This window comes from Mycobacterium heidelbergense, from assembly GCF_050205645.1.
Lineage (GTDB): Bacteria > Actinomycetota > Actinomycetes > Mycobacteriales > Mycobacteriaceae > Mycobacterium > Mycobacterium heidelbergense_A.
Map to the genome: position 1 here is coordinate 33,017 of NZ_JBNMQT010000010.1, position 22,325 is coordinate 55,341.

Sequence of the window (22,325 nt, forward strand, 5' to 3'; positions counted from 1 at the left end):
GGATTGGTACCGCGATGGCCCAGGGCGACCTCTGGTTCGGCGTGCTGGGGCCGTTGCGGGTGAGCGCCAACGGTACTGACGTGCCGTTGGGCGCCGCGAAGCAGCGGGCGGTCTTGGCCACGCTGTTGATCAATCGAAATCGCACCGTTCCGGTCGACTCGCTGATCGACGCGGCATGGCAGGAACGCCCCCCGCCCGAGGCCCGGGGAAGCCTGCACGCGCACATATCCCGGCTCCGCCGAATGGTGAGCAGCGCCGGCGTGGATCCGGCCGCCGTCCTGGCCAGTGCCCCACCGGGATATCGGCTCAGCGTGTCCGACGAGGCGTGCGATGTCGGCCGCTTTTCCATCGCACGGAAAGCCGGATTCGAGGCCGCGGCCGCGGGCAGATTCGAACAGGCCAGCGGCCAGCTATCGGCCGCGCTGGCGGAGTGGCGCGGCCCGGTGCTCGAAGATCTGCGCGACTTCCGATTCGTCGACGCCTTCGCCGCCGCATTGGCGGAGGACAAGCTGGTGACGCTGACCGTGCGGGCCGAAGCTGAAATCGCTTGTGGGCGAACTCATTCTATTGTTGGGGAACTGGAAGCGCTGGTAGCCGAGCATCCCTACCGGGAACCGTTGTGGGCACAGCTGATAACCGGCTACTACCTGACGGAGCGCCAATATGATGCGCTCGACGCTTACGACCGAGTGAAGACCGCGCTCGCCGACGATTTGGGCATCGACCCCGGGCCCACGTTGCAGAGCCTTCATCAGCGGGTCCTTCGCCAAGAGCCGCTGGACGTCAAACACGCGGCCCGCGCCACCGCTAAGCGTGCCGCCAGCACCCTCCAGTGGCGTAGCGACACGACCCGCGAATCCTCCGTCGCACATCTGCACGACCCCGCGGGGCGTCGTTATCCGTTGCGGGGGGCGGCCACTCGAATCGGCCGACTGTCCGACAACGACATCGTCATTGACGATGACACGGTTAGTCGCTACCACGCGGTGATAGTCGACACCGGAAACAGCTTTGTCATCACCGATTTGCAGTCAGCCAACGGCGTCGATGTCGCGGGCCAGCGGATTCGCACCAGTGCGACGCTGTCCGATGGTGACCGCATTCGCATCTGCGGCCACGAATTCACCTTTGAAACAGACCGAAGCTAGCGCGTGGCCTTAGGGCGGCCGTCGCCGAACCTGACGCTGACACGCTGAAAGCCTTTGACGCGTTCGGCTTTGGCCCGTTTGGCGTAGGTCTTGCGATCCGCCGGGGTGAGGTCGGCGTCGTCGGTGAACGGAGTAAGCAACGCGCGTGGGTAAAGCTTTTCCACCAGAACGACATTGATCTCCGCGCACAGCACCAGCGTCGAGGATACGAGGAAGAGGAAGGCGAGCAGACCGAGCACCAACGCGAAGACGCTGTTGGTGGCGCTGGCCGATTTCACCGTGTGCCCCACATAACCGGCCCCGAACCACTGCAGGATCTGCCAGATGAACGCCGCCACAATCGCTCCCGGCAAGACCTGCCGGTAGGTGAGCGCTCGCGCGGTGGTCACGCGAAAAGCCACCAGGCAGATCATCGCGTTGATCGCCACGGCGGCGAGGGCGACGCCGATCTTTCCGAAGACGCCCAGCGAGCCGGTGGCCTGGCCGATCGCCGATAGGGCGGTGGCCGTGATGGCCGCCGAGCCGAGCACCAACAGCAGCAGCAAGCTCCGCAGACGTGATCGGAACGGATCGGGACGCTGGTTCCTCGGGACGGCCCACACGGAGTCCATCGCGTTCTGCACCGCCTGGCCGACGCCCAGGCCGCCGTAGAGCGCGCCACCGATACCGACGACGACGGCAACGCTCCCACCGCTGAGCCCGTGCGGCTCGTGCAGCTGGCTACCGATGACCGGGAACTGGCTCAACGTGCTCTGCAAGACCTGCTGTTGCAGGGCGGGGTGACCGGCAAGCAGCAGCCCGAGGCCGGTGGTCAAGAGGAGCAGCAGCGGGAACAAGGACACGAACCCGTAGTAGGTGATCAGCGCGGCCAGGTAACCGCCTTGGTCATCGAGGTACTTGTAGATGACGGCAATGACGACACCGACGGCGCGATTCCGTCGTTGCAGCCTGTCCAGCCAGCCGACCATCCTCGCTCACTTCGTCCCCACGCATACACCCAATCGATGGGTTGGCCAGGTAATACCCGCATCCGCCGACCGTCAACCGCGCGGGTCGAGCGTGACGCTGCAGTCACGCTGGGCGCCGAACGTGACTGCAGCGTCACGTTCGGGGCGTCGGGGCTCCGTCAATATGGCCAATCCGGAACGCCAGCGCGTCGACGGGCGCAAAATGGGCCGATGAGTCATTTCCGGCGGCGTTGCGCAATTGGCGTGTTCGCTCTTGTGTTGGCGGGCCTGCCGCTGCCCGCACTCGTCTCGCCGGCGGTGAGCCGGGCCGACGAACCCTGCGCCCCGGGTTGGGCCTGGAGCGTTGACCTGAACCAATGCGTATTCGTGCTCCCTGCCGCCAATGGACCCGGCGGACCCGGGGGGCCGGGGGGACCTGGCGGTCCCGGCGGGCCTGGGGGACCCGGTGGGCCAGGTGGCCCGGGCCGCTAGGCGAACTTTCGCACCTGAGTCCGCGTCGGCGACTCGACCCGATGTCGTAGGCCAGGCGGATACTCGGCGCCATGAACGCACCCCTGGCCAATTTGATCACCCTTGGTGCCCACGATCTCCCAGCGCTCCGGGAGTTCTACCGCGCGCTCGGCTGGCCGCAGATCATCGACGACGGCGAGTTCGTGGCATTCGAACTTCGTGGCATCGTCCTGGCTCTGTTTCCGGTCACGCAGCTCGCCCGTGACGGACACACCGAGCCCGAGCCGAGCACGGGCGGCATTCGCTTCACGATCGGGATCAACGTCGACACTCCCGAGGAGGTCGACCGGCTGACAGAGCGCATGCGGAACGCCGGCGCCCGGGTGACCAAGGAGCCCGTCGACGCGGAGTTCTTCAGCGGCCGATCGGCCTACCTGTGCGACCCGGAGGGCAACTACTTCGAAATCACCTGGGCCGAATCAGACAACCCCGTCCTGATCGCACTTCGACGCGCCGCTGGCGCCGGGGCAGAATGAGCGCATGACGGCACCGCAACGGCGGGGACTCAACAGCGCGGTAACGCGGCTATGGAGTTTCCTGGCCCCGGCCTACGACCTGCCGATCTTGCAGCAGTGGGTGTACCGACCGCCGCACGACGAAGTGATCGCGCAGCTACGCGAGCACGGAGCCCGACGGATCGCTGACATCGCCTGCGGCACAGGCATTCTCAGCGACCGGATTCAGCGCGAACTGCAGCCCGATGAGATCTACGGGATCGACATGTCCGACGGCATGCTCGAGAAAGCCCGCGCCAGGTCCGACCGGGTGAAATGGCTGCGCGGGCCGGCAGAGCAGCTGCCCTTCGGCGAAGGGGCCCTCGACGCCGTCGTGACGACGTCGGCGTTTCACTTCTTCGACCAGCCGGCGGCGCTGCGAGAGTTCCACCGTGTGCTGGCCCCCGGCGGCCTGGTGGCCGTCAGCGCCCTGAGCACGCGGCAACCGCGGCTACAGGCTTCGGCCGCCAATCGGTGGAAACCTCAGCACAACGCGTCGCCAACCGAGATGCGGTCTTTGTTCGAGAAAGCGGGGTTCACCGTCGCCGATCAGCACCGCATCCCGCGACCGCTGTGGACTCAGATCGTCTCCGACCTGATCACGGTCGGAACCAAGAGCTAAGCTACGTCGTCAGCACTGCGGGGGGTCGGCATCCCAGTCGGTCAATGTCCAGCCGCCCGAGGGATTTCCGGTGAGCACCACGCGCCCGACATTCGGCAGCGGCTTGGCGGTCAGCTGTGACGGGACGTTGCGGACATTCATCAGCATCCAGAACATGATCGCCGCGCTGTGCGAGAAGGCGACGGGGTTCTGCTCGCCGCTGTCGTAAATCTGTTGGACGGCAGCGTCGAACCGCGCATCGAATTCGTTGCCGTCCACCGAGCCCGGGATCCTCGCGCTCCGGTCACCTTGCAACCATCGCCGGGGGGCGGCGAAGTACGTCTGCGGGATGTCGGACTCGGGTGTGCCCTCGTACTGGCCCGCCTCGATCTCCCGCAGCCCGGGCAACACCGTTACGGGTTCGCTGAGCGCCTGAGCCGTCGGCGTGGCCGTCTCCTGCGTGCGGATCATGGGCGAGGCGTAGATGCCGTCGTAGTGATTGGGGGCCAATTGCGTGGCCGCGAGCGTCGCCTGACACCACCCCTTGGGGGTGATGTCCGGGCCGGGGATTGAAGTGTCGATCAAGCCGGACGCGTTGGCTGCCGACTGGGCGTGGCGCACTAGCGTCAACGTAATGGTGCGCGGGCCGGCCGCATGCGCCGATCCGCACCCCGCGGCCAGCACCGAGACGGCCACGACGGCGGCGAAACGCCGCAGGGTTAGCACGATTTCACCGGATTCACGCGAGCAGTCTAAAGCCCGCGGCCCGTGACCGGGCACCCGGCGGACGCAGCTCGCCGTCGACCCGACATCATGGCGGGATGAAGTTGGCATTCGCCCTGCCGCACACGCTGGAGTTGCCGGCGATGACGGCCGACTGGGAGTTCGCCGTGACGGGACCGCAGCAAGCGGCGATGCTCAAGCGCGCCGACGAGCTGGGCTACGACATGGTTTCGGTGCCTGAGCATTTCGTCGTTCCGCATTCGCACCTGGAGCTGTCCGGCCCGTTTTATCTGCATTCGACGGTCGCGCAGGCGTTCGTCGCCGGGGCGACACAGCGGATCCGGGTCAATTCGAGCGTGACGATCCTGCCGTTGCATCATCCGATTGTGCTGGCCAAGGCGCTGGCGACCGCGGACTGGATGAGCGGCGGGCGCATCACCGCGACGTTCGGGGTGGGTTGGGACGCAGAGGAATTCGACGCGCTGAGGGTGCCGTTCCATGAGCGGGGCCGCATCGCCGACGAGTACCTTCAGGCGATGGTCGAACTGTTGACAAGCGAGTCGCCGAGTTTTGGGGGCACGTATGTGTCATTCGGCGACATCGCGTTCGCGCCGAAGCCGGTGCAGCGCCCACATCTGCCGATCTGGATCGCGGGTGACGCGGATGCGGCGCTGAAGCGGGCGGCGCGGTTCGCATCGGGATGGTGGCCGTTTCTGTCGAAGGTCGAAGACGTTCCGGTCAAGGTCGACTTCATCAAGTCGCAGCCGACGTACGACGGCAGGTCCTTCGACGTCATGTATCCGCTGGGAATGGGCAGAGTCGGCGAGGGCCACGTCGCGGCGGACGACCCCAATTATCGCCCTGGGATGGGCAAGCAAGAAATCATCGACCAGCTGTGCCGCTTCGCCGAACTCGGCGTGACGTTCAGCTCGGTCCCTCCGCCGCGCCTGGACGGGCCGGAGGCTTACCTGGACTACGCGCAGTGGGTGATCGAGGAAATCAAACCGCACGTCGCGGATTGAGCATCCTCAACGCAATTGGTCGGTGATCTTCACCCAGCTGGTCTTGCCATCGTTGTGGTGATCGGTCATGTTCCGGCATTCGCCGTAGAGCTGGATGCGGTTCCAGCCGGGGTTCGGCCCCGCGGACATGACCGCCATGACGCCGTTCTTGTTGATGACCCTTCCGTTCGGGCGCAATCCGGGCGGGGGCCCGTCGGTCCACCCGTGAGCGACCATCGTCGCGGCGATTTGATTGAAGAACGTGTCCGGGTCGACCTCGGCGGGATACCCCTTGCGGTCATCCGTTGGCAGTTTGAAGCTCATCTCGACGACCCCGCGGTAGGGTGGCTCCCCCTGGTCGTTGCACGACTGAAACACGAAGCCCCCGTACACGTCTGGCAGGCTCACCTGCTGTGCGATTTGCTTGGCGGCGTCGACAACCTGGGCTTGGGTTTGGTCATCGGAGAGCGGGTTGGCCGGATGGTCAATGTCGTGCCGGTCAGGAAACATCAGCGAACACCCTCCCGTGGCGATCGACAGGACGAGGACTAGCGCAGTGAAGATCACGGACCGCCATGGCATTTGGTGGCGATCAGCGAGGGGCGTACGCGGGGTAGGCATGGTTGTCGTTGATCGTATCGCGGGGGCGGTCGTGTTCGGGGTCGATATATGCAGGTATACCGGGTATTCGGAACGGCCCGATGTGTGGCTGGCGCCGGCCGTCCGCAAGTAGTCCGTCGGTCGCCAAGTGGTCGGACTGGCCGCTGGCGATGTCGGTCATGCTGCGCAGCGCCTCGCTGCCCATGTCGTAGTAGTGCGAATGGTCGTGCCTGTCCATGTCCGTGGAGCCCGCCACTTCGGCGTGGAACCGGATCGATCCGTAGCCATCGCCGGCCGGATCGCGGCCCAGACCGGCGTCGTAGGGAACGGGGAGTCCGTGGTCCCTGAGCTTGCCTTTGAGCCATTCTTCGGGCAGGCCGCTGCCTTGGCCGATCCAGCTGACCGGGTCGGTGGAGGCCGAGCCGACGTAGACGTGCCCGCCATCGAGGTGGAAGTCTGCGGCGCTGTGCGCCAGATCCGTTCCCGGACAACCGATCAGCACGGCGTCGTTGGCGTGCATGTTGCTATGCGCAAACGCGTCGGCAACGGTGGTCGAGCCGTAGGAGTGGCCGATGACCGTGATGTGCTCGGGCGTGAGGCTGTTGTGGGTTACCCACAGGCCGTTGACGTCGGCGGCAAGCAGATCACCGCCAGCCCGCGCCAACCCGGGCTCGCTGACCCGGACATCGGAGAAGCCGTGCGGCGCTTCATAACCCATCCACGCGATCACGGACGTGTAGTGGTGGTCGGGGTCGGCCGCCAGGGACTGGTCGTAGAGGTTGGTCGCGTCTTGGTGCCCCGACATCCAGCCCTGCTGCACGCTGCTGCCGGTGCCCGGGACGATGACGGCGGTGTTGCGCGCGTAGTCGGGATTGCCGATCGCGATCGCCGCCCTGCCCCAGCCGTTGAATGCCAACGGGTCGTAGGCCCAGAGCATGACGGGTCGTTGGTTGGGGCCTTCCGGCCCTCGGTCGTAGTTCAGGCCGTCACGCGTCTTTACGGCGTTGCCATAGCGCGTGACCTCGGTGCCCGAAAGGCCATATAGGCCAGGGTTGGCGAGGACGTCCGCGACCGACACGCCGCGTTGCTTGGCGATGTTCTCGACGAGATTGATGTCGTCGTTCATCACCGCTTGGTTGACGGCGTCGCGGGCGATGGCGTTGATTCCGTTGAGGTTTCCCAACTCCGGCGGGTGCTCAGCGATCAGCTGGTCTCGTTGTTGTTGGGTCAGCGAATCCCACCACTTCTTCACATCTTCGGGCTTGGTATTGGGTGGCGGAATCTGCGGTGGCACACCCAATCCCTGGCTGATTGGCGCGTCGTATCCGTCGGCACGAACGGTGGCCAGTGATTTCTGCAGATAGTCCGAGTAGCCGTCGCGCAGCGAGACGAGTTGGCCCAGTACTGATTTGGTGTCGTCAATGGCTTCTTGCTCGAGGTGAGTGATCAGCGCATCGAGCGCGGACTTATCGGCCGCGGTGAGGTGGATGTCTTTCTCCTCTTCGACCGCTTGGCCGATTTCGTTGTCGAGCTGCTGTAGTTGGCCCTCGAGGGTTGAGATCTCCACCGCGCCGGTTCGCTGTGCTTCGGCGAGGGCGGCGGCGATGTTTTCCAGGTCGACGCCGATCTTGGGCAGCTGTACGGACTGGGCGCCCAGAGCTTTGGACACGCGCTGCACTTCGGCGGAGTCGTTGATCGGATTCTCGCCGTTGTCCCGATTCCAGGACGCCTCGAAGCGGCGGCGGGCTTCGTCGAAAGCGGCGCTGGACTCGGAGGTGGAGCGGCCCGCGGCGTGAAACGCCTCCGCCAGGTCGGAGATTTGGGCCGGGCGGCCGGCCTGCAGGCTGTGGTTGATCGCCCAGGGATCGCCGCCGGCTTCGGCGACGAGCGCCGCGACGCTTATGTACCGCAGCTGCATCGCACCGCCCGCGGTTTTGCGACGCTGCGCTCATCCATGGCGGCGAAATCCGTGGCAGCACAGTGCGCCTCGCGGCCCAGCGACTCGTTGGATCCCGAGTGCAGCATCTGCCTGCCGACGACCACCGCTTCCCCTTCGAACTCGAGACCACGCTACTACCGCCCCTGTGGCCGTCAATTCACCTTGGGCAGTGGCGCCGACGCCGACGCCCGCCTCGCCGAGCGGCAAGTCGGGCGCCGTGTGAGGTGGCTTTTACAGCGGGATCCAGACCCCGAAGAACCAGAAGCCCCACTGGTTGAAGCCGGGGTCCCAGACGGGAGTTTCCTGGTAGCCCCAGTAGTTGATCGGGCCGTAGCCCCACTGCCCGCCGGGCGGTGGGAGCGGCCGGTCCCACGCGGGCCGCGGCGGCTCACCCCATCCCCAGGGTGCGGGTCCGTCACCCCAGGGGGCTGCGTGGAAGTAGCCACGGTGCGGATCGCCGCGCCACGGGCCGGGTCCGCCCGGTCCACCGGGCCCACCTGGGCCGCCGGGCCCATTCGGGTGGTAATCCCCGGGACCACCGGGGCCGCCCGGTCCACCGGGCCCGCCAGGTCCGCCGGGCCCGCCAGGTCCGCCGGGCCCGCCCGGGCCGTGGTCACCGGGTCCGCCGGGACCGTTTTGGCCGTGGCCACCGGGGCCGCCCGGATTCCCGGGTCCGCCGGGATTGCCGGGCCCTCCTGGACCGCCGGGCCCACCGGGTCCCGGCGGATCATGGGGAGCGCCTGGAGCCAGCGGCGGCGAGGCCGGAGCCGCGTACGCCGTGCCCCCTCCCACACCCAACACCGCCGCACCGAGAGCACCTGCGATGGTTCCTCCCGCGATCAGTTGCTTGAATTTCATGGTCCGTCACCCGTCTCTAGTTGCTTGATTCCCCCTACGCCCACCGACGCTAGGAAGCCCGGCTATGCGTGCGCTGTGATCCGGACGTGCAGACTCTTTGCGCGACGAGGCCGATGCCGGCTGATTTCGGGTCGCACGGGACGGTGTTTCGCCTGGTTGGCGGCGGATATGCCGGCGCGGCGGTCTCGCTCGTCGAATGAGCGAATGTGTGAGGCCCCCCACCGTCACAGATTCAGATCTCGGTAGATTTTAGTTCTATGTCGAATCGCATGAACGCCGGTGTAGAGCAGTTGGAGTTCCAGGCTGAGGCACGTCAACTGCTCGACTTGATGGTCCACTCGGTCTACTCCAACAAAGACTCGTTTCTGCGGGAGCTGATCTCGAACGCTTCTGACGCACTCGACAAGCTGCGCCTCGAAGCGTTCCGCAACAAAGACCTCGACGTCGACACCTCCGATCTACACATCGACATCGAGATCGACAAGGGCGCCCGCACATTGACGGTTCGCGACAACGGCATCGGCATGACACGGGCGGAGGTCGTGGACCTGATCGGAACACTGGCCAAGTCCGGCACCGCCGAGCTGCGCCAGCAGCTGCGCGAGGCCAAGAACGCGGCCGCTTCCGAGGAATTGATCGGGCAGTTCGGTATCGGCTTCTACTCGTCGTTCATGGTGGCCGACAAGGTCGAGCTGCTCACGCGCAAAGCCGGCGAGAGCGAAGCCACCCGGTGGGCGTCGAGCGGTGAGGGCACCTACACCATCGAATCCGTCGAGGATGCCCCGCAGGGCACGTCGGTCACGCTGCACCTCAAGCCCGAAGACAAAGAGGACGAGCTACACGACTACACCGCGGAGTGGATGATCAGGAACCTGGTCAAGAAGTACTCCGACTTCATTGCCTGGCCGATCCGGATGGAAGTCGAGCGCCGCACTCCGCCCGCTGAGGAAGGTGGCGAGGAGGTCGTCACCCTCGAAACCGAGACCCTCAACTCGATGAAGGCGCTGTGGGCCAGGCCCAAAGACGAAGTGTCCGAAGAGGAGTACAAGGAGTTCTACAAACACATAGCGCACGCGTGGGACGACCCACTCGAAGTCATCGCGATGAGAGCCGAGGGAACCTTCGAATACCAGGCGCTGCTGTTCATCCCGACCCACGCCCCGTTCGACCTCTTCGACCGCGACGCCAGCGTCGGGATACAGCTTTACGTCAAACGCGTGTTCATCATGGGCGACTGCGACCAGCTCATGCCCGCGTATCTGCGGTTCATCAAGGGCGTCGTCGACGCACAGGACATGTCGCTCAACGTTTCTCGCGAAATCCTGCAGCAGGACCGGCAAATCAACGCGATCCGTCGCCGCCTGACCAAGAAGGTCCTCTCCACGATCAAGGATCTGCAGTCCGAGCGCCCTGAGGACTACCGCACGTTCTGGACTCAGTTCGGCAGGGTCCTCAAAGAGGGCCTGATGTCGGACTTCGACAATCAGGACACCCTGCTGCGCATCTCCTCGTTCGCGTCGACGCACAGCGAGGAGGAAGCCACCACCCTGGCCGAGTACGTCGAGCGCATGAAGGAAGGGCAGGAGCAGATCTTCTACGCGACGGGCGAGACACGTCAGCAGATCCTGAAGTCGCCGCACCTCGAGGCGTTCAAGGCCAAGGGCTACGAGGTGCTGCTGCTCACCGACCCGGTCGACGAGATCTGGGTCGGAACGGTGACCGAGTTCGACGGCAAACCGCTGCAATCGGTGGCCAAGGGCGAGGTGGACCTGGACGCCGAAGAGGAGCAAAGCGAGGCTGAGCGCGAGGAACAGGAGAAAGAGTTCGCCGACCTGCTGGCTTGGCTGAAGGAAACCCTGAGCGAGCACGTCAAGGAAGTCCGGCTGTCAACCCGGCTGACCGAGTCGCCGGCCTGCCTGATCACCGACGCCTTCGGCATCACGCCGGCCCTCGCGCGGATGTACCGCGCCTCCGGGCAGGCGGTTCCGGTCGGGAAGCGGATTCTCGAACTCAACCCGACCCACCCGCTGATCACCGGGCTGCGGCAGGCGCAGCAGCAGGCGAACGACGACGCCGCTCGCGCCGAGGTCGTCGAGACCGCCGAACTGCTTTATGGCACAGCGCTTCTCGCCGAAGGCGGCGCGCTCGAAGATCCGGCGAGGTTCGCCGAGCTGCTAGCGGGCCGGCTGGCGCGCACCGTCTAATACTCGGCGCCCCATGAAGCCCACTTGACTTTGGTCCCTTCGCGGCACTTGTCGGCGGACATTACTTGCGATTGAATGCCGATAAGAAGGGATAACCACACCGTATGGCTAGGTTTCGCGTTATCGGACCGCATGGCGAAATCATCGCGACAAGGGATTTCGACAGCGCCGAGGCTGCGCACGCCTGGTTCACGAATTCCGTTGCACACACCTCCGAGCTCGGTTGGCGCATGGAAGTCGACGACGAGGGGGAGTGGGCCTTCTTCGATGACACCGGGGGCTTTACCGCCCCGGGCAGCCGACCTCCGCGCTCGCGTCGATAGCTCTACACGTGTCGGAGGCGGATTCAACCCGGACACAGCGCCAGCACTGGGACGACACCTACCGGACGCACCCGGGCATGTATGGGTCTGCCCCGTCGGCCCCGGCAGTGCACGCGGCGCAGGCATTCAGGGCTGCTGGCGCAAAGCGGGTATTGGAGCTGGCGGCCGGTCATGGCCGCGATGCCCTCTATTTCGCGCGGCAGGGCTTCACTGTGTTGGCCACCGACTTCAGCGGGGTCGCGCTCGACCAAATCCAGCGGGCCGCCCAAGCCCAGGGCTTGGCCACGACGGTCTCGACGATCGTGCACGATCTGCGCGAGCGCCTTCCGCTCGATGACGAAACCGTCGATGCGGTGTTCGCACATATGGCGCTCTGTATGGCGCTGTCTACCAAAGAAATCCACGCCGCGGTGAACGAGGTCCGTCGCGTACTACGACCGGGCGGACAGTTCGTCTACACAGTCCGGCACACCGACGATGCCCACTACGGGGCCGGAAACCCGCTCGGCAACGAGATTTTCGAGCACGGCGGGTTCGCAGTGCATTTCTTCTCTCGCGAACTCGTCGACCGGTTGGCCGATGGCTGGGCGCTGGACGACGTGCACACCTTCGAAGAGGGAGACCTACCGCGTCGGTTATGGCGGGTCACTCTCGTCAAACCCGATTGATCGACAACGGAAACACTATCCGCGGCTGACCTGGATTGCCTTGACCACCAGTAGCAGCGCTCCCAGGATCAGGTAGGCGCGCAGGGCGATCATGCCGAGCCGGGTGCCCGGCGACCAGGTGACCGGCTCCAAGAGGGTCAGCGGCGGCATCCGCCAATGGGTGCGGTCGATCCCGCGCGCCGGGAGCTTGGCGGCCGGTGGCGCGGGTTGTCGACGGGCCATCCAGCGCAACGCCGGTGCGGCCGCGGCCACGAGCACTACCAACGTCAGGGCCAGGTAGCCGGCGACGGCGACGACGTCGATACCGGGGAACAGGGTAGTGGCCATCAGAATCCCGGACAGCAGCAGCAGGGTGCCGACGATCAACCCGGCGACCCAGTTGAGCCAGGGCCGATTAACCCAGGGCCCCAACACTTCCCGGTCGTTGCACAACAGCAGGAGAAACACGCTGGCGCTGGGCAGTAGCAGACCGGCGAGGGCTTGCACCGCGGTGGTGATCAGCCCGAGCGGGGCGCCGGGGATCAGCACGATGGCCGCGGCCAGCACCACCATCGCGGTGTAGGACAGGTAGAACTGTTTGGCGTCGGCGAAACCGCGGTGCAGCGAATGTTTCAGGCCGAACACGTCGCCGAAGGCGTAGCTGGTTGCCAGGGTGACCGCGGCCGCGCCGATGATCGACGCGTCCATCAGCACGATCGCAAAGAAAGAACCAAGCGTCGCGCTGTGCTGGCCGAGCAGGTGCGCGATGTCGCCGGCGTCGGTGAAACGGCCGGCTGTGTTGGTGGAGCGTGCCGCCCAGTCGCCGGTCATGAGCAGCGCCGCGGCGCCGACGATCACGACGAAGGCCCCCAGGACGGTGTCGGCGCGCTCGTAGCCCATGAATCGGGGAGTGATGCGTTTGTCGACGACATTGGACTGCTGGAAGAACAGCTGCCACGGCGCCACGGTGGTGCCGACGATGGCGATGATCAGCAGCACCGCGTCCGAGCTGACGCCCCCCGAGATGCTGGGCACCACAAACGACTTCGCCGCATGCGCCCACTGCGGATGCGACATCAGCAGCATCGGGACCTGCAGCAGCGTGACCGCGATGAAGACGAACATCGCCCGCTCCCAACGCCGGAAGCTGCCGCTCGCCATGATCGCAACCAGCGCCACCGCCGAGATCGGCACCACAACGTATTTCGACACCCCGATGTAGTCGGCGGCCAGGGTGATGCCGATGAACTCGGTGACGATCGTCAAGAAGTTGAGCAGGAACAGGTCGCCGACGGAGAACCAGCCCCAGCCGCGCCCAAAGCGCTCGTTGATCAGCCGGGCGTGTCCCACGCCGGTGACCGCGCCCAGTCGGACCACCATCTCCTGGTTGACGATCAGCACGGGGATGAGCAGCAACAGCACCCACAGCAGGGAATAGCCGTAGTTCTGGCCGGCTTGGGCATACGTGGCCACCCCGCCGGCGTCGTTGTCGCCGACCATCACGATGATCCCCGGACCGACGATTGCCAGCAGCGTCAGCAGCCTGGTCTTCAGGGTGCGGGGATGGTCGGTCTCGCCGACGCTGATGCGCCCGAACGCGCCCTCGATATCACCCAGGTGCTTGCTGTCGAGCACCGCGGTCCGCCGCACCTCAGGCGGTTCGACCCCGGGACCCGACGCTCCCGCGACGGCCGTGTTGTCGTCGCCGGAACTCACGTAGTTTCCCCTCTCGGCACCGACGCGTTGTCCTCATCACTGGTGATATCGCGGACCGGTCGGGGCGCGGGTTCGCGCCGTCGCCAGTCCTCGGGGACGGTGGCCTCCAGCACGTCGTCCACGGTGACCACCCCGAGCATGCGGTCCTGCTCGTCGACCACCGGGATGGAATAGAGGTTGAAGTCGGCCATCAGCAGCGCGATGTCCGTCAGGTCGGCTTCGGATCCGACGCGGATCGGATCGGAATCCATCAGTGCCCCAACACTTTCGGCGGCATCGGCCTGCAATAGCGTGATCACTGACACCACGCCCGCGAGGCGTTTGTCCTCGTCCACGACGTGCATCTTGATCAGCGCCTCGGGCTGTACGGTGCGGGCGTCGGCGATCAGTGCGAGCGCGGTGCCGGCGGTTGCGGTGGCGGCGCAGGAGACGAAGTCGACGTTCATCAGCCCCCCGGCGCTGTCGGGGTTGAACCCCATCAGGGTGATCACCTTGGTGCGCTGCGGGGCCGGCATCAGGTCCAGTACGCGCCGGCGCCGCGATTGCCGAAGGTCTGCGATCGCATCGGCGGCGTCGTCGGCGCGCATCCGGCCCAGCAGCGCCGCGACCTCGTCGTCGGGCATGCGATCGAGGAGTTGGCTCGCCTTGTCGGGGTCGAGCTCTTCGAAGACATCGGCTTCCAATTCCGGGTCGCTGCGCACCCGATCAAGGATCTCGCCGCCCTCGGCCTTGTCGGCGTCCTCGAGCAGATCGGCGATCTCGGCGGGTTTGAATCCGCCGAACCGGCCCGACATGCGGCGGACGGCATCGGAGCGCGCGTGCCCGATCAGCGGCTCGAATGCCTTCCAATCGCGCGCCGCGTGGCCCCCGGAGCGCTTGATCAGCCCGAACAACAACGGCGGCCGCCGGGTGTCCAGCCGCGCGAGCACCCACCCGGCGCCGGTGTCTTCCAGCTCGACGTCGTAGGCGCGCACCAACTCCACGGCGGCCACGTCGATCAACCTGTGCCCCAGTACGTCGGCGCGCAGCAGCACCTCACCGTCGCGGCGCTCAAACCCCCGGAGGTCAATCTTGTTCTTGGCCAAGATGACTCGATCCGTGGCGTACTCATGAATCGACTTGCTTCCGATGAAGACTCGCCGGCCGCCGACCCCGGCGACGATCCCAGTCAGCAACGGATACTCCTCGGCGCCGCGCAGCCGCACGATCACGTCCTCGACCCGGCCCACGGTCTCGCCGGAGCGGGCCAGCACCGGTGCGCGCAGCAGTTGCGACAGATGGATGACCGGCAGCCCCCCGGCCGGCGTCTCTGATGTGCTCACTTGTCCTCCTCAACGCTGTGCGATAGGCCCCCGCCAGCGGGCCCGCACTGTGATGGCGCAAGTATCGTCGCTTGACCGGCTCGGCCGCCAGAGTGTACGCCCTGGTCGTGGCGGCTTTCCACCGCCAACAGGTAAACGGCGGGAGGCCATTTGGGCGCCGTCCGACCCCGCTGACACACTGTGGTGTGCCCGCGATTGATTTCACGTCGGTATCACCGATCGTCCCCGTCCGAGACCTTGACATCGCGCTTGATCGTTACCGCCGACTCGGATTCGATGCCCGCGCCTACGAAGGACCCGAGCAGTACGGTTTTGCCGACCGCGGATCGGTGTCGATCCACCTCATCGAGTGGGCCGAGCACGATCCCCTCCGCACGGCCGCGAGTGTGTACCTCTACGTGAGCGACGCCGACGCGGTGTACGCGGAATGGACGGCGCTGGAGCACCTCGAAGGCCGCTTGATCGCTCCGCACGACACACCCTACGGCTTACGGGAATTCGCATATGTCGATCCCGACGGCACCGCACATCGTGTCGGCTCGCCACAGGACTAGAAGGCAATACTGTAATATTCACGGTTCGTGGCTTTACGGGAGAAGGCAGGCATGCGGTGACCGAGACGAGGATCGTGCCCGACGACGTCGACGCGACGGCGGCGACACCCTACTTCGTGCGTGACGGAAGCCATTACGTGCCAACCCAAATCGCCCGCGGAGGGTGGGGGCCGTCGCTCAGCGGCCACGTCGCCGGCGGCCTCTTGGGCTGGGCCGTCGAACAGGCCGTCGACGACCCCGAACTGCAGCCCGCGCGGCTGACCGTCGACCTTCCCGCACCGACCGCGCTGGAACCGATCGAGGTGCGCACCCAGGTGCGACACGAGCGACGGCGACTGCGGCTCGTCGAGGCGGTCCTGATCCAGCACGACGTCCCCGTGGCGCGCGGGAGTGCGCTGTTTCTACGGCGCGGCCCGCAGCCCGACGGGGACGTGTGGTCACAGCCGGTGCAGATGCCGCGGCTACCGATCGAGGAGGACGGCACACACCCGTCGCTGTTCATGCGGACGTACGGCTGGGGCGCGGGAGTCCAGAATCCCGACCCCGACTGGGTCAACGCGTCCGGGCAGAAATACACGTGGTTGCAGGAAACGCGCCCGTTGATCGACGGCGAGCCATTCACGGCCTTTACGCGAGCGGCGATGGCCGCCGACGTGACGGCCGCAATCGCCAACTGGGGCACTCAGGCTCTGCAGTTCATCAATGTCGACTACACCCTGACCCTGAGCCGGCTGCCGGAAGGGCCGCATATCGGGCTGGCCGCGCTCACTCACTACAGCAATGAGGGGGTGGCCACGGGGTCGGCCGTCCTCGTCGACCACCAGGGTCCGGTCGGCAGCGCCGTGTCCGTCTCGCTCGCACACTCCGGATTTCGCCCACCGTCCGGCGATCAACTGGCGAGATGACGTTCTGGTCGTTGATCGCCGGCGCGGCTCAACGCGACCCGAATCGCCGCCTGCTCGCCGATGAGCACGGCCGAAGCCTTACCGCGCGTGAGCTTTGCGACGCCGCGTGCGCGACGGCTGCCGCGTTCGCCGAACGGGGGATCGGCGCGGGGACAGTCGTGTCCTGGCAGCTGCCCACCACACTCGAAACCATGGTTGTCATGGCGGCGCTCGCTCGACTCGGCGCGGTGCAAAACCCGATAGTCCCGATACTGCGGGAACGCGAAGTCGACTTCATCACCGGGCAGCTGGCAACGGAATTCTTTGTGGCGCCCGACTTCTGGCGCGGATTCGACCACGGCGGGCTTGCCAGGACGTTGTCCTTGGACAAGGGCTTCGAGGTCATCGCCGTCGACCTGGAGACACCGCCCGCCGCCGGCCAGCTGCGGCTGCCCCGCGGCAGCGTCGATACCCTCACGGCGCCAACGGGATCCACCGGCGACACCCGCTGGATCTACTACTCGTCGGGGACCACCGCGGCTCCCAAGGGCATTCGTCACACCGACGCGTCGGTGATCGCCGGCTCGACGGGCGTGGTGGGCATGGTCGGCGCGACGGGCCGCGACGTGGATCCGATCGCGTTCCCGATCGCACACATCGGCGGCGCCGCGATGCTGGCCGCCGCGCTGCTGACCGGTATGCGGTTGGCGTTGTTCGAGGCATTCGACCCGGCGACGACGCCGTTTTCCATTGCGGCGCATAACCCTACGTTCCTCGGCACGGCGACACCGTTCTTCGTGGCGTTCCTCGAGGCCCAACGCGCCCACGGCGATCGGCCACTGTTCCCCGCCCTGCGGGGCTGCTTGGCCGGAGGCGCACCCATCACACCCGAACTGGGACGTCAGGTTCGCGAAGCCTTTGGAGTCGCCGGCATCGCCAACGCCTGGGGGCTCACCGAGTTTCCCTGCGCTACCTCACCGCCTTTGACCGCCCCGCCGGAGGTGCTCGACCACACCGTGGGCCCGCCGGTATCGGGGGTCAGCGTCCGCGCGGTCGACAGCCGGGAAGTCGAACTGCCCGCCGGGCGTGAAGGCGAATTGCGGCTCAAGGGCCCGCAGTGCTTCCAAGGCTATGCGGACGCGACGCTCGACGCCGACGCGTTCGACGGGGAGGGCTGGTTGCGTACCGGCGATCTCGGGCTGATCGACGCCAACGGCAACGTTCGCGTCACCGGCCGCATCAAAGATGCGATCATCCGCAACGCGGAGAATGTTTCCGCGGCCGAGATCGAAAATGTGCTGGTTACCCATCCGGCTGTCGCCGACGTCGCCGTCATCGGAGTGCCCGACCGCAGCGCCGGTGAGCGGGTCTGCGCGGTGGTGGTACCGACGTCAGCCGACGGTGTGTCGCTGGAAGCCCTTGTCCAGCACTGTCATTCGCACGGGCTCAGCCGGTACAAGCATCCCGAGCGTCTCGTGGTCGTCGATGCGCTGCCGCGCAATCAATTCGGAAAAGTGATCAAGAAAGAACTGCGCGAGACCTTCGGCTGACTGCTGTGCGCGCTAGCCGCTCGATGCCGCGGCCTGCCCATGCGCCAGCGCCACCGTCGCGGCGAGCATCACCGCGACCGACATACCGAGCGCCACCAGGCCGACATCGTTGGTGCTCATCGTTTCGCCGAGCACCGTGACACCGAGTACCGATCCGACGATCGGCTCGGCGACGGTCACGGCGGGCAGCGACGCGGTGAGCGGGCCGGCCCGAAACGCCGACTGTTCCCACGCCGTCGCGGCGACCGCCAGCACCGCCCACACGTACAGCTCGGGCATGCGCAGCAAGGGCATGATCCCGTGGCCAAGCTGGTCGACGACACCCTTGGTCAACACCGAAAACAGGCCCCACATCGAACCTGACATCAGGCCCAGCAACAGGGCGCTGGTCCATCCCGAGAAGACCCGAGCGCCGATCACGCACAGGATCAGCGCCGGTCCCATGACGAGGGCCACGATGCTCCACGTCTTGAATGACCCTCGCGGATTCCCCGCCTGTGGATCGCCGACGACAACTACCACCGTCACCGCCACCGCGAGGAGCACGGCCCAGATCACTTGCCGGCGAGTGACTTTGCGGTGGCTTGTCTTCGTACTGATGACCAACGCGAATAGCAACGACGTGACCAGTAACGCCTGCACGAGCACCACCGAACCCAGCGCGAGCGCCGCGGCCTGCAGCCCGAACCCCGCCCCGGCCACGAGGCTGCCGGCCCACCACCGACGATCGCGGAGCAGCTGGCGAAACAGGGTCCACGTGCCGACCGGCTTGTCCGTGACCTGCTGGGCGGATCGCTGCTCGATCACGTCTCCGATCGCCATCGTCAACGCCGCCGCGACCGCGAGCAGGGCCGCGATGTCCGCCTTTGCCACTAAAACCTCCCGGCGTGTTCAGGCCGCAACGATCTCAACTGCCACATGCGTTTCCGCGTCAGGCGACAGGCAGTTTGCCCGCCTCGTAGCGACAACTCGGGCGACCAGGCAGGACGCCGCCAACTGTCGGTTGTCGCTCGGAGGCGGGCACAACGGCCGCCGCCGCGGCCAGCGACGCATGTGGCGCATGGGACACGCTAGCTGTTGCGCCGGATTTTCAGCACGGTGGTGATCATCGGTATCTGCAGCGGCAGGCGCGCCAGGGCGGCGACTCGCATCGGCCAGGGCTTGCCCCACCACAAGTGGACCATGTTGACGTTGGCCGGGAACACCGCGACGAACAGCAGGGCGGCCGCCAGTGCCGCGGACCGCCGGGTGCGTCGCGGCAACAGCAGCGCGCCGATCGATACTTCGGCGGCCCCCGACACGTAGGTGTACCGCCGCGCGCTTCCCGGCAGCTCCGCGGGGACGATCATGTCGAACGGCTTGGGTGCCAGGAAGTGCAGGGTCCCGATGCCCATCAGCATCGCCGCGACGCGGTATGCCGCGGTCTGGGTCGTGTCGGGCCTTATGAGGGGGGTGGCGGTCATTGCGCGAGCGTAGCGCTATGTGTGACCCGGCCGTGGCGTTACGGTTAAGGCGTTTAGTGTAAACTTGGCGCACCGCCCACCCAACAGTTCGAGGTGAACAATGGCCACACCCGTCATCGTCGGAGCAGTCAGGACCGCGATCGGGCGCTCCTTCAAAGGAACGCTCGTCAACACGCCGCCCGAGGTTCTGGTCACCACGGTGCTACCCGAGGTGGTGCGTCGCTCAGGCGTCGACCCGTCGGCCATCGACGACATCATCTTCGCCGAATCGCATTACGGCGGAGGCGATCTGGCGCGTTATGCGGCCGCGGCGACCGGCATGGAGGACATTCCCGGTCAGGCGGTCAACCGCCACTGCGCCGGCAGCCTCACCGCCATCGGCAACGCCGCGGCCCAGATCGGCTCCGGGATGGAGCGGGTGCTCATCGCGGGCGGGGTGCAGTCGCTGTCGATGACCCCGCTGATGAACCAGCGGATTCCCGGTCCCGAGCTGAAGTTCGAGGAGCGCTGGCTGCCGCCGACCCACGTCGAGACGCCCGATGCGCCCACCAAGGACATGTCGATCACGGTGGGCTGGAACACCGCGCAGACGGTCGGCATCACCCGCGAGGAGATGGACGCCTGGGCCGCCCGGTCGCACCAGCGCGCCATCGCGGCCATCGACGCGGGCAAGTTTGTCGACGAGATCGTCCCGCTGAAGATCACCCAGCTGGACGGCTCGGTGACGGACTTCTCGGTGGACGAGCATCCGCGCCGCGACACCACCGTCGAGAAACTCGCCGGGCTCAAGGTGCTGCACCCCGAGATCGAGGGATTCTCCATCACGGCGGGCAACAGCAGTGGCACCAACGACGCCGCCGCGGCGGTCGCCCTCGTCGACCGCGACTACGCGGAAGCCGAAAAGCTCAACGTGATGGGCACGGTGAAGGCGTGGGCCGCGGTGGGCGTGCCGCCACGGGACTGCGGTCTGGGTGCCGTCAAGGTGATCGGGAAGGTCTTGCAGCGCGCGGGTCTGTCGGTGAGCGACGTAGCGCTGTGGGAGATCAACGAGGCGTTCGCCTCGGTGCCGATCGCGGCATGCCGGGAGTACGGCATCGACGACGAGAAGGTCAATTTCTCCGGAAGCGGCTGCAGCCTGGGCCATCCCATCGCGGCATCGGGTGCGCGCATGGTTACCACGTTGACCTACGAGCTGGCCCGCCGCGGCGGTGGCATCGGCGTCGCCGCCATGTGCGCCGGCGGTGGCCAGGGCGGGGCGGTCGTCATCGAGGTCTAGCGGCGATCGCGAGGGCGGCGAAGCCGGGCGATGCGGGTCGCCGCCATCAGGTCTGAGCGGCCGCGGCTAGTTGCAGAACGTATAGCCGATGAATTGGGTGTCGCGACCGTTGCCGACGGCGTAGTTCACGTAGTGCACCGCCGGCATTCCGTTGTACTGGGTGGTCATTTTCTGCGCGGTGGGCGGCGGGACGTCCTTGGGGAACGCCAGGATCATGTCGGCGAAAATCCTGAGCCCGACTTGGCAGATGGCGTCCGGGCGCGGCGGCTGCGGATTCCATGCGTGCACGACGACCGGATCGGTGAGCTGGTAGCCGGCCGCGCAATTCGGGTCGCACATTTTGAAGACGGCGTTGCCGGTCCCGTCGGCGCCCTGTGGTCCCCACGAGCTCCACGACATGTCTTGCAGCGCAACGGCTACGCTCGCGCAGCCCAGGACATTGAGCTTCTTCGGACGCTCGGCCGGTTGAACCGCTGGGTTGTAGCAAGCCGGAATGGCGAAACTGGTCGGGGGCGCCGGCTGGGTGGTGGTCGACGGCGCGGCGCCATTCTGGTGCTGGGTCAGCTTGAACCCGACGAAGCCGAGCCCGCCGATCAGCAGAACGGCGAGGACGACGCCGATCACGCTCAGGCGCCCCCGCGGAATCCGCCGCGGCCGACTCGATGAAGAGACGTTGCCGCTCACGTTCCCTAGGTTATGGCAGAAACATCACCCGGGGTGGCAGGTGCCGCATGAATCGCGGCACGGTAAGTTTGGTCAATCCGACCAACATATTGAGGATGGCGATGATCTCCGGAGTGACCGATGAATGACCACGGACTGGCCGCGCGGCTGGCTACCGAGGCGGGCCGGCTGTTGCTCGGAGTGCGTGACGAATTCGCCGACGCCGACGCGAGCGAGCGGAAAGCCGCGGGGGACAAGCGATCCCACGACTTTCTGATGGAAGCGCTCGCGAACGAGCGCCCCGACGACGCGGTGCTATCCGAGGAGGGGGCCGACGATCCGGTACGGCTGCGCTCGCAGCGGGTGTGGATTGTCGATCCGCTCGACGGCACGCGGGAATTCTCCGAACTCGGGCGCGACGACTGGGCGGTGCACGTCGCGCTCTGGGAGGCCGGCGAGCTTGTCGCCGGCGCCGTGGCGCTGCCGGCGCAGGGCATTACGCTGGCCACACCGGACGTCGCGGCACCGCCCGCCGCACCGGACAAGCCGCGCATCGTGGTATCACGCACCCGGCCGCCCGCGATTGCGTTGGCGGTTCGCGACGCCCTGGACGGCATCTTGGTGGAAATGGGTTCGGCCGGAGCCAAGGTGGCGTCGATCGTGCAGGGCCTGTCGGACGTCTACGTCCACGCGGGCGGCCAGTTCGAATGGGATTCGGCCGCTCCTGTGGCGGTCGCCCGGGCCGCGGGTTTGCACACCTCACGTATCGACGGCTCAGCGCTGGCCTACAACCAGCCGGACCCGAAGCTGCCGGACCTGGTGGTGTGCCGCCCCGAGCTCGCCGCGGCCGTGCTCGCGGTCACCGGCTGACCATCGATTTC

Annotated in this window: 23 protein-coding genes; 12 read left to right on the top strand and 11 right to left on the bottom strand. The window is 66.5% G+C overall.

The window, feature by feature from the left end:
• The first annotated feature begins 14 nt into the window (after positions 1 to 14).
• Positions 15 to 1,148 (top strand): BTAD domain-containing putative transcriptional regulator, encoded by a 1,134-nt coding sequence (locus tag ACQI5H_RS13380; RefSeq protein WP_427079846.1) that lies wholly within the window; start codon positions 15 to 17, stop codon positions 1,146 to 1,148.
• Here the strand turns inward: ACQI5H_RS13380 and ACQI5H_RS13385 are convergent.
• Complete coding sequence (locus tag ACQI5H_RS13385) at positions 1,145 to 2,116, bottom strand: YihY/virulence factor BrkB family protein (RefSeq protein ID WP_427079847.1); 972 nt, start codon at positions 2,114 to 2,116, stop codon at positions 1,145 to 1,147. The genes ACQI5H_RS13380 and ACQI5H_RS13385 overlap by 4 nt on opposite strands.
• Before the next feature lie 542 nt (positions 2,117 to 2,658).
• On the opposite strand from ACQI5H_RS13385, the gene ACQI5H_RS13390 reads away from it, so the two are divergent.
• Both ACQI5H_RS13390 and ACQI5H_RS13395 read left to right on the top strand, forming a co-directional pair.
• Positions 2,659 to 3,102 carry a VOC family protein gene (locus tag ACQI5H_RS13390; protein WP_427079848.1) on the top strand — a complete coding sequence of 148 codons (444 nt, stop codon included), beginning with the start codon at positions 2,659 to 2,661 and terminating at the stop codon, positions 3,100 to 3,102.
• 4 nt (positions 3,103 to 3,106) lie between these two features.
• Entirely contained in the window at positions 3,107 to 3,742 is a 636-nt protein-coding gene (locus ACQI5H_RS13395) for a class I SAM-dependent methyltransferase (RefSeq protein ID WP_427079849.1), read from the top strand.
• Between the two features lie 9 nt (positions 3,743 to 3,751).
• On the opposite strand, the gene ACQI5H_RS13400 is transcribed toward ACQI5H_RS13395, so the two are convergent.
• Positions 3,752 to 4,438 (bottom strand): histidine phosphatase family protein, encoded by a 687-nt coding sequence (locus ACQI5H_RS13400; RefSeq protein WP_427079999.1) that lies wholly within the window; start codon positions 4,436 to 4,438, stop codon positions 3,752 to 3,754.
• Positions 4,439 to 4,542: 104 nt separating this feature from the next.
• On the opposite strand from ACQI5H_RS13400, the gene ACQI5H_RS13405 reads away from it, so the two are divergent.
• Positions 4,543 to 5,466 (top strand): TIGR03619 family F420-dependent LLM class oxidoreductase, encoded by a 924-nt coding sequence (locus ACQI5H_RS13405; protein ID WP_427079850.1) that lies wholly within the window; start codon positions 4,543 to 4,545, stop codon positions 5,464 to 5,466.
• A 6-nt stretch (positions 5,467 to 5,472) separates the two neighbouring features.
• Here ACQI5H_RS13405 and ACQI5H_RS13410 read toward each other — a convergent pair whose 3' ends face one another.
• From ACQI5H_RS13410 to ACQI5H_RS13425, 4 genes are all read right to left on the bottom strand, one after another.
• On the bottom strand, positions 5,473 to 5,955 hold the full coding sequence (locus ACQI5H_RS13410; RefSeq protein WP_427079851.1) for a hypothetical protein: 483 nt from the start codon (positions 5,953 to 5,955) through the stop codon (positions 5,473 to 5,475).
• Between the two features lie 82 nt (positions 5,956 to 6,037).
• Positions 6,038 to 7,963 (bottom strand): alpha/beta hydrolase, encoded by a 1,926-nt coding sequence (locus ACQI5H_RS13415; protein WP_427079852.1) that lies wholly within the window; start codon positions 7,961 to 7,963, stop codon positions 6,038 to 6,040.
• Positions 7,945 to 8,070 carry a DUF2563 family protein gene (locus ACQI5H_RS13420; protein WP_427080000.1) on the bottom strand — a complete coding sequence of 42 codons (126 nt, stop codon included), beginning with the start codon at positions 8,068 to 8,070 and terminating at the stop codon, positions 7,945 to 7,947. Before ACQI5H_RS13420 ends, ACQI5H_RS13415 begins: the two co-directional genes overlap by 19 nt.
• Before the next feature lie 145 nt (positions 8,071 to 8,215).
• Positions 8,216 to 8,842 (bottom strand): chitin-binding protein, encoded by a 627-nt coding sequence (locus tag ACQI5H_RS13425; protein WP_427079853.1) that lies wholly within the window; start codon positions 8,840 to 8,842, stop codon positions 8,216 to 8,218.
• 269 nt (positions 8,843 to 9,111) lie between these two features.
• Here ACQI5H_RS13425 and htpG point away from each other — a divergent pair, with 269 nt between their 5' ends.
• The 3 genes from htpG (at position 9,112) to ACQI5H_RS13440 (ending at position 12,037) form a co-directional block, all read left to right on the top strand.
• Complete coding sequence (gene htpG, locus ACQI5H_RS13430) at positions 9,112 to 11,046, top strand: molecular chaperone HtpG (RefSeq protein ID WP_427080001.1); 1,935 nt, start codon at positions 9,112 to 9,114, stop codon at positions 11,044 to 11,046.
• A gap of 104 nt (positions 11,047 to 11,150) precedes the next feature.
• On the top strand, positions 11,151 to 11,369 hold the full coding sequence (locus tag ACQI5H_RS13435) for a hypothetical protein (RefSeq protein ID WP_427079854.1): 219 nt from the start codon (positions 11,151 to 11,153) through the stop codon (positions 11,367 to 11,369).
• A gap of 8 nt (positions 11,370 to 11,377) precedes the next feature.
• Positions 11,378 to 12,037 carry a class I SAM-dependent methyltransferase gene (locus tag ACQI5H_RS13440; protein WP_427079855.1) on the top strand — a complete coding sequence of 220 codons (660 nt, stop codon included), beginning with the start codon at positions 11,378 to 11,380 and terminating at the stop codon, positions 12,035 to 12,037.
• A 15-nt stretch (positions 12,038 to 12,052) separates the two neighbouring features.
• Here the strand turns inward: ACQI5H_RS13440 and ACQI5H_RS13445 are convergent, their stop codons facing one another.
• Positions 12,053 to 13,732: an Nramp family divalent metal transporter gene (locus tag ACQI5H_RS13445; RefSeq protein WP_427079856.1), complete on the bottom strand. Its 1,680-nt coding sequence runs from the start codon at positions 13,730 to 13,732 to the stop codon at positions 12,053 to 12,055.
• Positions 13,729 to 15,054 (bottom strand): magnesium transporter MgtE N-terminal domain-containing protein, encoded by a 1,326-nt coding sequence (locus ACQI5H_RS13450; protein ID WP_427079857.1) that lies wholly within the window; start codon positions 15,052 to 15,054, stop codon positions 13,729 to 13,731. The genes ACQI5H_RS13445 and ACQI5H_RS13450 overlap by 4 nt, the downstream gene beginning before the upstream one ends.
• A gap of 194 nt (positions 15,055 to 15,248) precedes the next feature.
• On the opposite strand from ACQI5H_RS13450, the gene ACQI5H_RS13455 reads away from it, so the two are divergent.
• Genes ACQI5H_RS13455 through ACQI5H_RS13465 form a run of 3 tightly spaced genes read left to right on the top strand, consistent with a single transcriptional unit; the run spans position 15,249 to position 18,042 of the window.
• Complete coding sequence (locus ACQI5H_RS13455) at positions 15,249 to 15,608, top strand: bleomycin resistance protein (protein ID WP_427080002.1); 360 nt, start codon at positions 15,249 to 15,251, stop codon at positions 15,606 to 15,608.
• A 56-nt stretch (positions 15,609 to 15,664) separates the two neighbouring features.
• Positions 15,665 to 16,513, top strand: coding sequence for an acyl-CoA thioesterase domain-containing protein (locus ACQI5H_RS13460; protein WP_427079858.1), 849 nt, complete (start codon positions 15,665 to 15,667; stop codon positions 16,511 to 16,513).
• Positions 16,510 to 18,042 (top strand): class I adenylate-forming enzyme family protein, encoded by a 1,533-nt coding sequence (locus tag ACQI5H_RS13465; RefSeq protein WP_427079859.1) that lies wholly within the window; start codon positions 16,510 to 16,512, stop codon positions 18,040 to 18,042. The genes ACQI5H_RS13460 and ACQI5H_RS13465 overlap by 4 nt, the downstream gene beginning before the upstream one ends.
• A gap of 12 nt (positions 18,043 to 18,054) precedes the next feature.
• Here ACQI5H_RS13465 and ACQI5H_RS13470 read toward each other — a convergent pair whose 3' ends face one another.
• Positions 18,055 to 18,915, bottom strand: coding sequence for a DMT family transporter (locus ACQI5H_RS13470; RefSeq protein WP_427079860.1), 861 nt, complete (start codon positions 18,913 to 18,915; stop codon positions 18,055 to 18,057).
• Between the two features lie 197 nt (positions 18,916 to 19,112).
• On the bottom strand, positions 19,113 to 19,505 hold the full coding sequence (locus ACQI5H_RS13475) for a DoxX family protein (protein WP_427079861.1): 393 nt from the start codon (positions 19,503 to 19,505) through the stop codon (positions 19,113 to 19,115).
• A gap of 100 nt (positions 19,506 to 19,605) precedes the next feature.
• On the opposite strand from ACQI5H_RS13475, the gene ACQI5H_RS13480 reads away from it, so the two are divergent.
• Entirely contained in the window at positions 19,606 to 20,781 is a 1,176-nt protein-coding gene (locus ACQI5H_RS13480) for a thiolase family protein (RefSeq protein ID WP_427079862.1), read from the top strand.
• 66 nt (positions 20,782 to 20,847) lie between these two features.
• On the opposite strand, the gene ACQI5H_RS13485 is transcribed toward ACQI5H_RS13480, so the two are convergent.
• Positions 20,848 to 21,405: a hypothetical protein gene (locus tag ACQI5H_RS13485; RefSeq protein ID WP_427080003.1), complete on the bottom strand. Its 558-nt coding sequence runs from the start codon at positions 21,403 to 21,405 to the stop codon at positions 20,848 to 20,850.
• Positions 21,406 to 21,585: 180 nt separating this feature from the next.
• Between ACQI5H_RS13485 and ACQI5H_RS13490 the strand changes: the two genes are divergently transcribed.
• The gene (locus ACQI5H_RS13490; RefSeq protein ID WP_427079863.1) at positions 21,586 to 22,314 is read left to right on the top strand and encodes a 3'(2'),5'-bisphosphate nucleotidase CysQ; all 729 of its coding nucleotides are present in this window, start codon (positions 21,586 to 21,588) and stop codon (positions 22,312 to 22,314) included.
• Positions 22,315 to 22,325: the final 11 nt, after the last annotated feature.

Coding starts and splice junctions, on each gene's coding strand:
- ACQI5H_RS13380 (WP_427079846.1), top strand. CDS start 15: ATGGCCCAGGGCGACCTCTGGTTCGGCGTGCTGGGGCCGTTGCGGGTG.
- ACQI5H_RS13385 (WP_427079847.1), bottom strand. CDS start 2,116: ATGGTCGGCTGGCTGGACAGGCTGCAACGACGGAATCGCGCCGTCGGT.
- ACQI5H_RS13390 (WP_427079848.1), top strand. CDS start 2,659: ATGAACGCACCCCTGGCCAATTTGATCACCCTTGGTGCCCACGATCTC.
- ACQI5H_RS13395 (WP_427079849.1), top strand. CDS start 3,107: ATGACGGCACCGCAACGGCGGGGACTCAACAGCGCGGTAACGCGGCTA.
- ACQI5H_RS13405 (WP_427079850.1), top strand. CDS start 4,543: ATGAAGTTGGCATTCGCCCTGCCGCACACGCTGGAGTTGCCGGCGATG.
- ACQI5H_RS13410 (WP_427079851.1), bottom strand. CDS start 5,955: ATGTTTCCTGACCGGCACGACATTGACCATCCGGCCAACCCGCTCTCC.
- ACQI5H_RS13415 (WP_427079852.1), bottom strand. CDS start 7,963: ATGCAGCTGCGGTACATAAGCGTCGCGGCGCTCGTCGCCGAAGCCGGC.
- ACQI5H_RS13420 (WP_427080000.1), bottom strand. CDS start 8,070: ATGCTGCACTCGGGATCCAACGAGTCGCTGGGCCGCGAGGCGCACTGT.
- ACQI5H_RS13425 (WP_427079853.1), bottom strand. CDS start 8,842: ATGAAATTCAAGCAACTGATCGCGGGAGGAACCATCGCAGGTGCTCTC.
- htpG (WP_427080001.1), top strand. CDS start 9,112: ATGAACGCCGGTGTAGAGCAGTTGGAGTTCCAGGCTGAGGCACGTCAA.
- ACQI5H_RS13435 (WP_427079854.1), top strand. CDS start 11,151: ATGGCTAGGTTTCGCGTTATCGGACCGCATGGCGAAATCATCGCGACA.
- ACQI5H_RS13465 (WP_427079859.1), top strand. CDS start 16,510: ATGACGTTCTGGTCGTTGATCGCCGGCGCGGCTCAACGCGACCCGAAT.
- ACQI5H_RS13475 (WP_427079861.1), bottom strand. CDS start 19,505: ATGACCGCCACCCCCCTCATAAGGCCCGACACGACCCAGACCGCGGCA.
- ACQI5H_RS13480 (WP_427079862.1), top strand. CDS start 19,606: ATGGCCACACCCGTCATCGTCGGAGCAGTCAGGACCGCGATCGGGCGC.
- ACQI5H_RS13490 (WP_427079863.1), top strand. CDS start 21,586: ATGAATGACCACGGACTGGCCGCGCGGCTGGCTACCGAGGCGGGCCGG.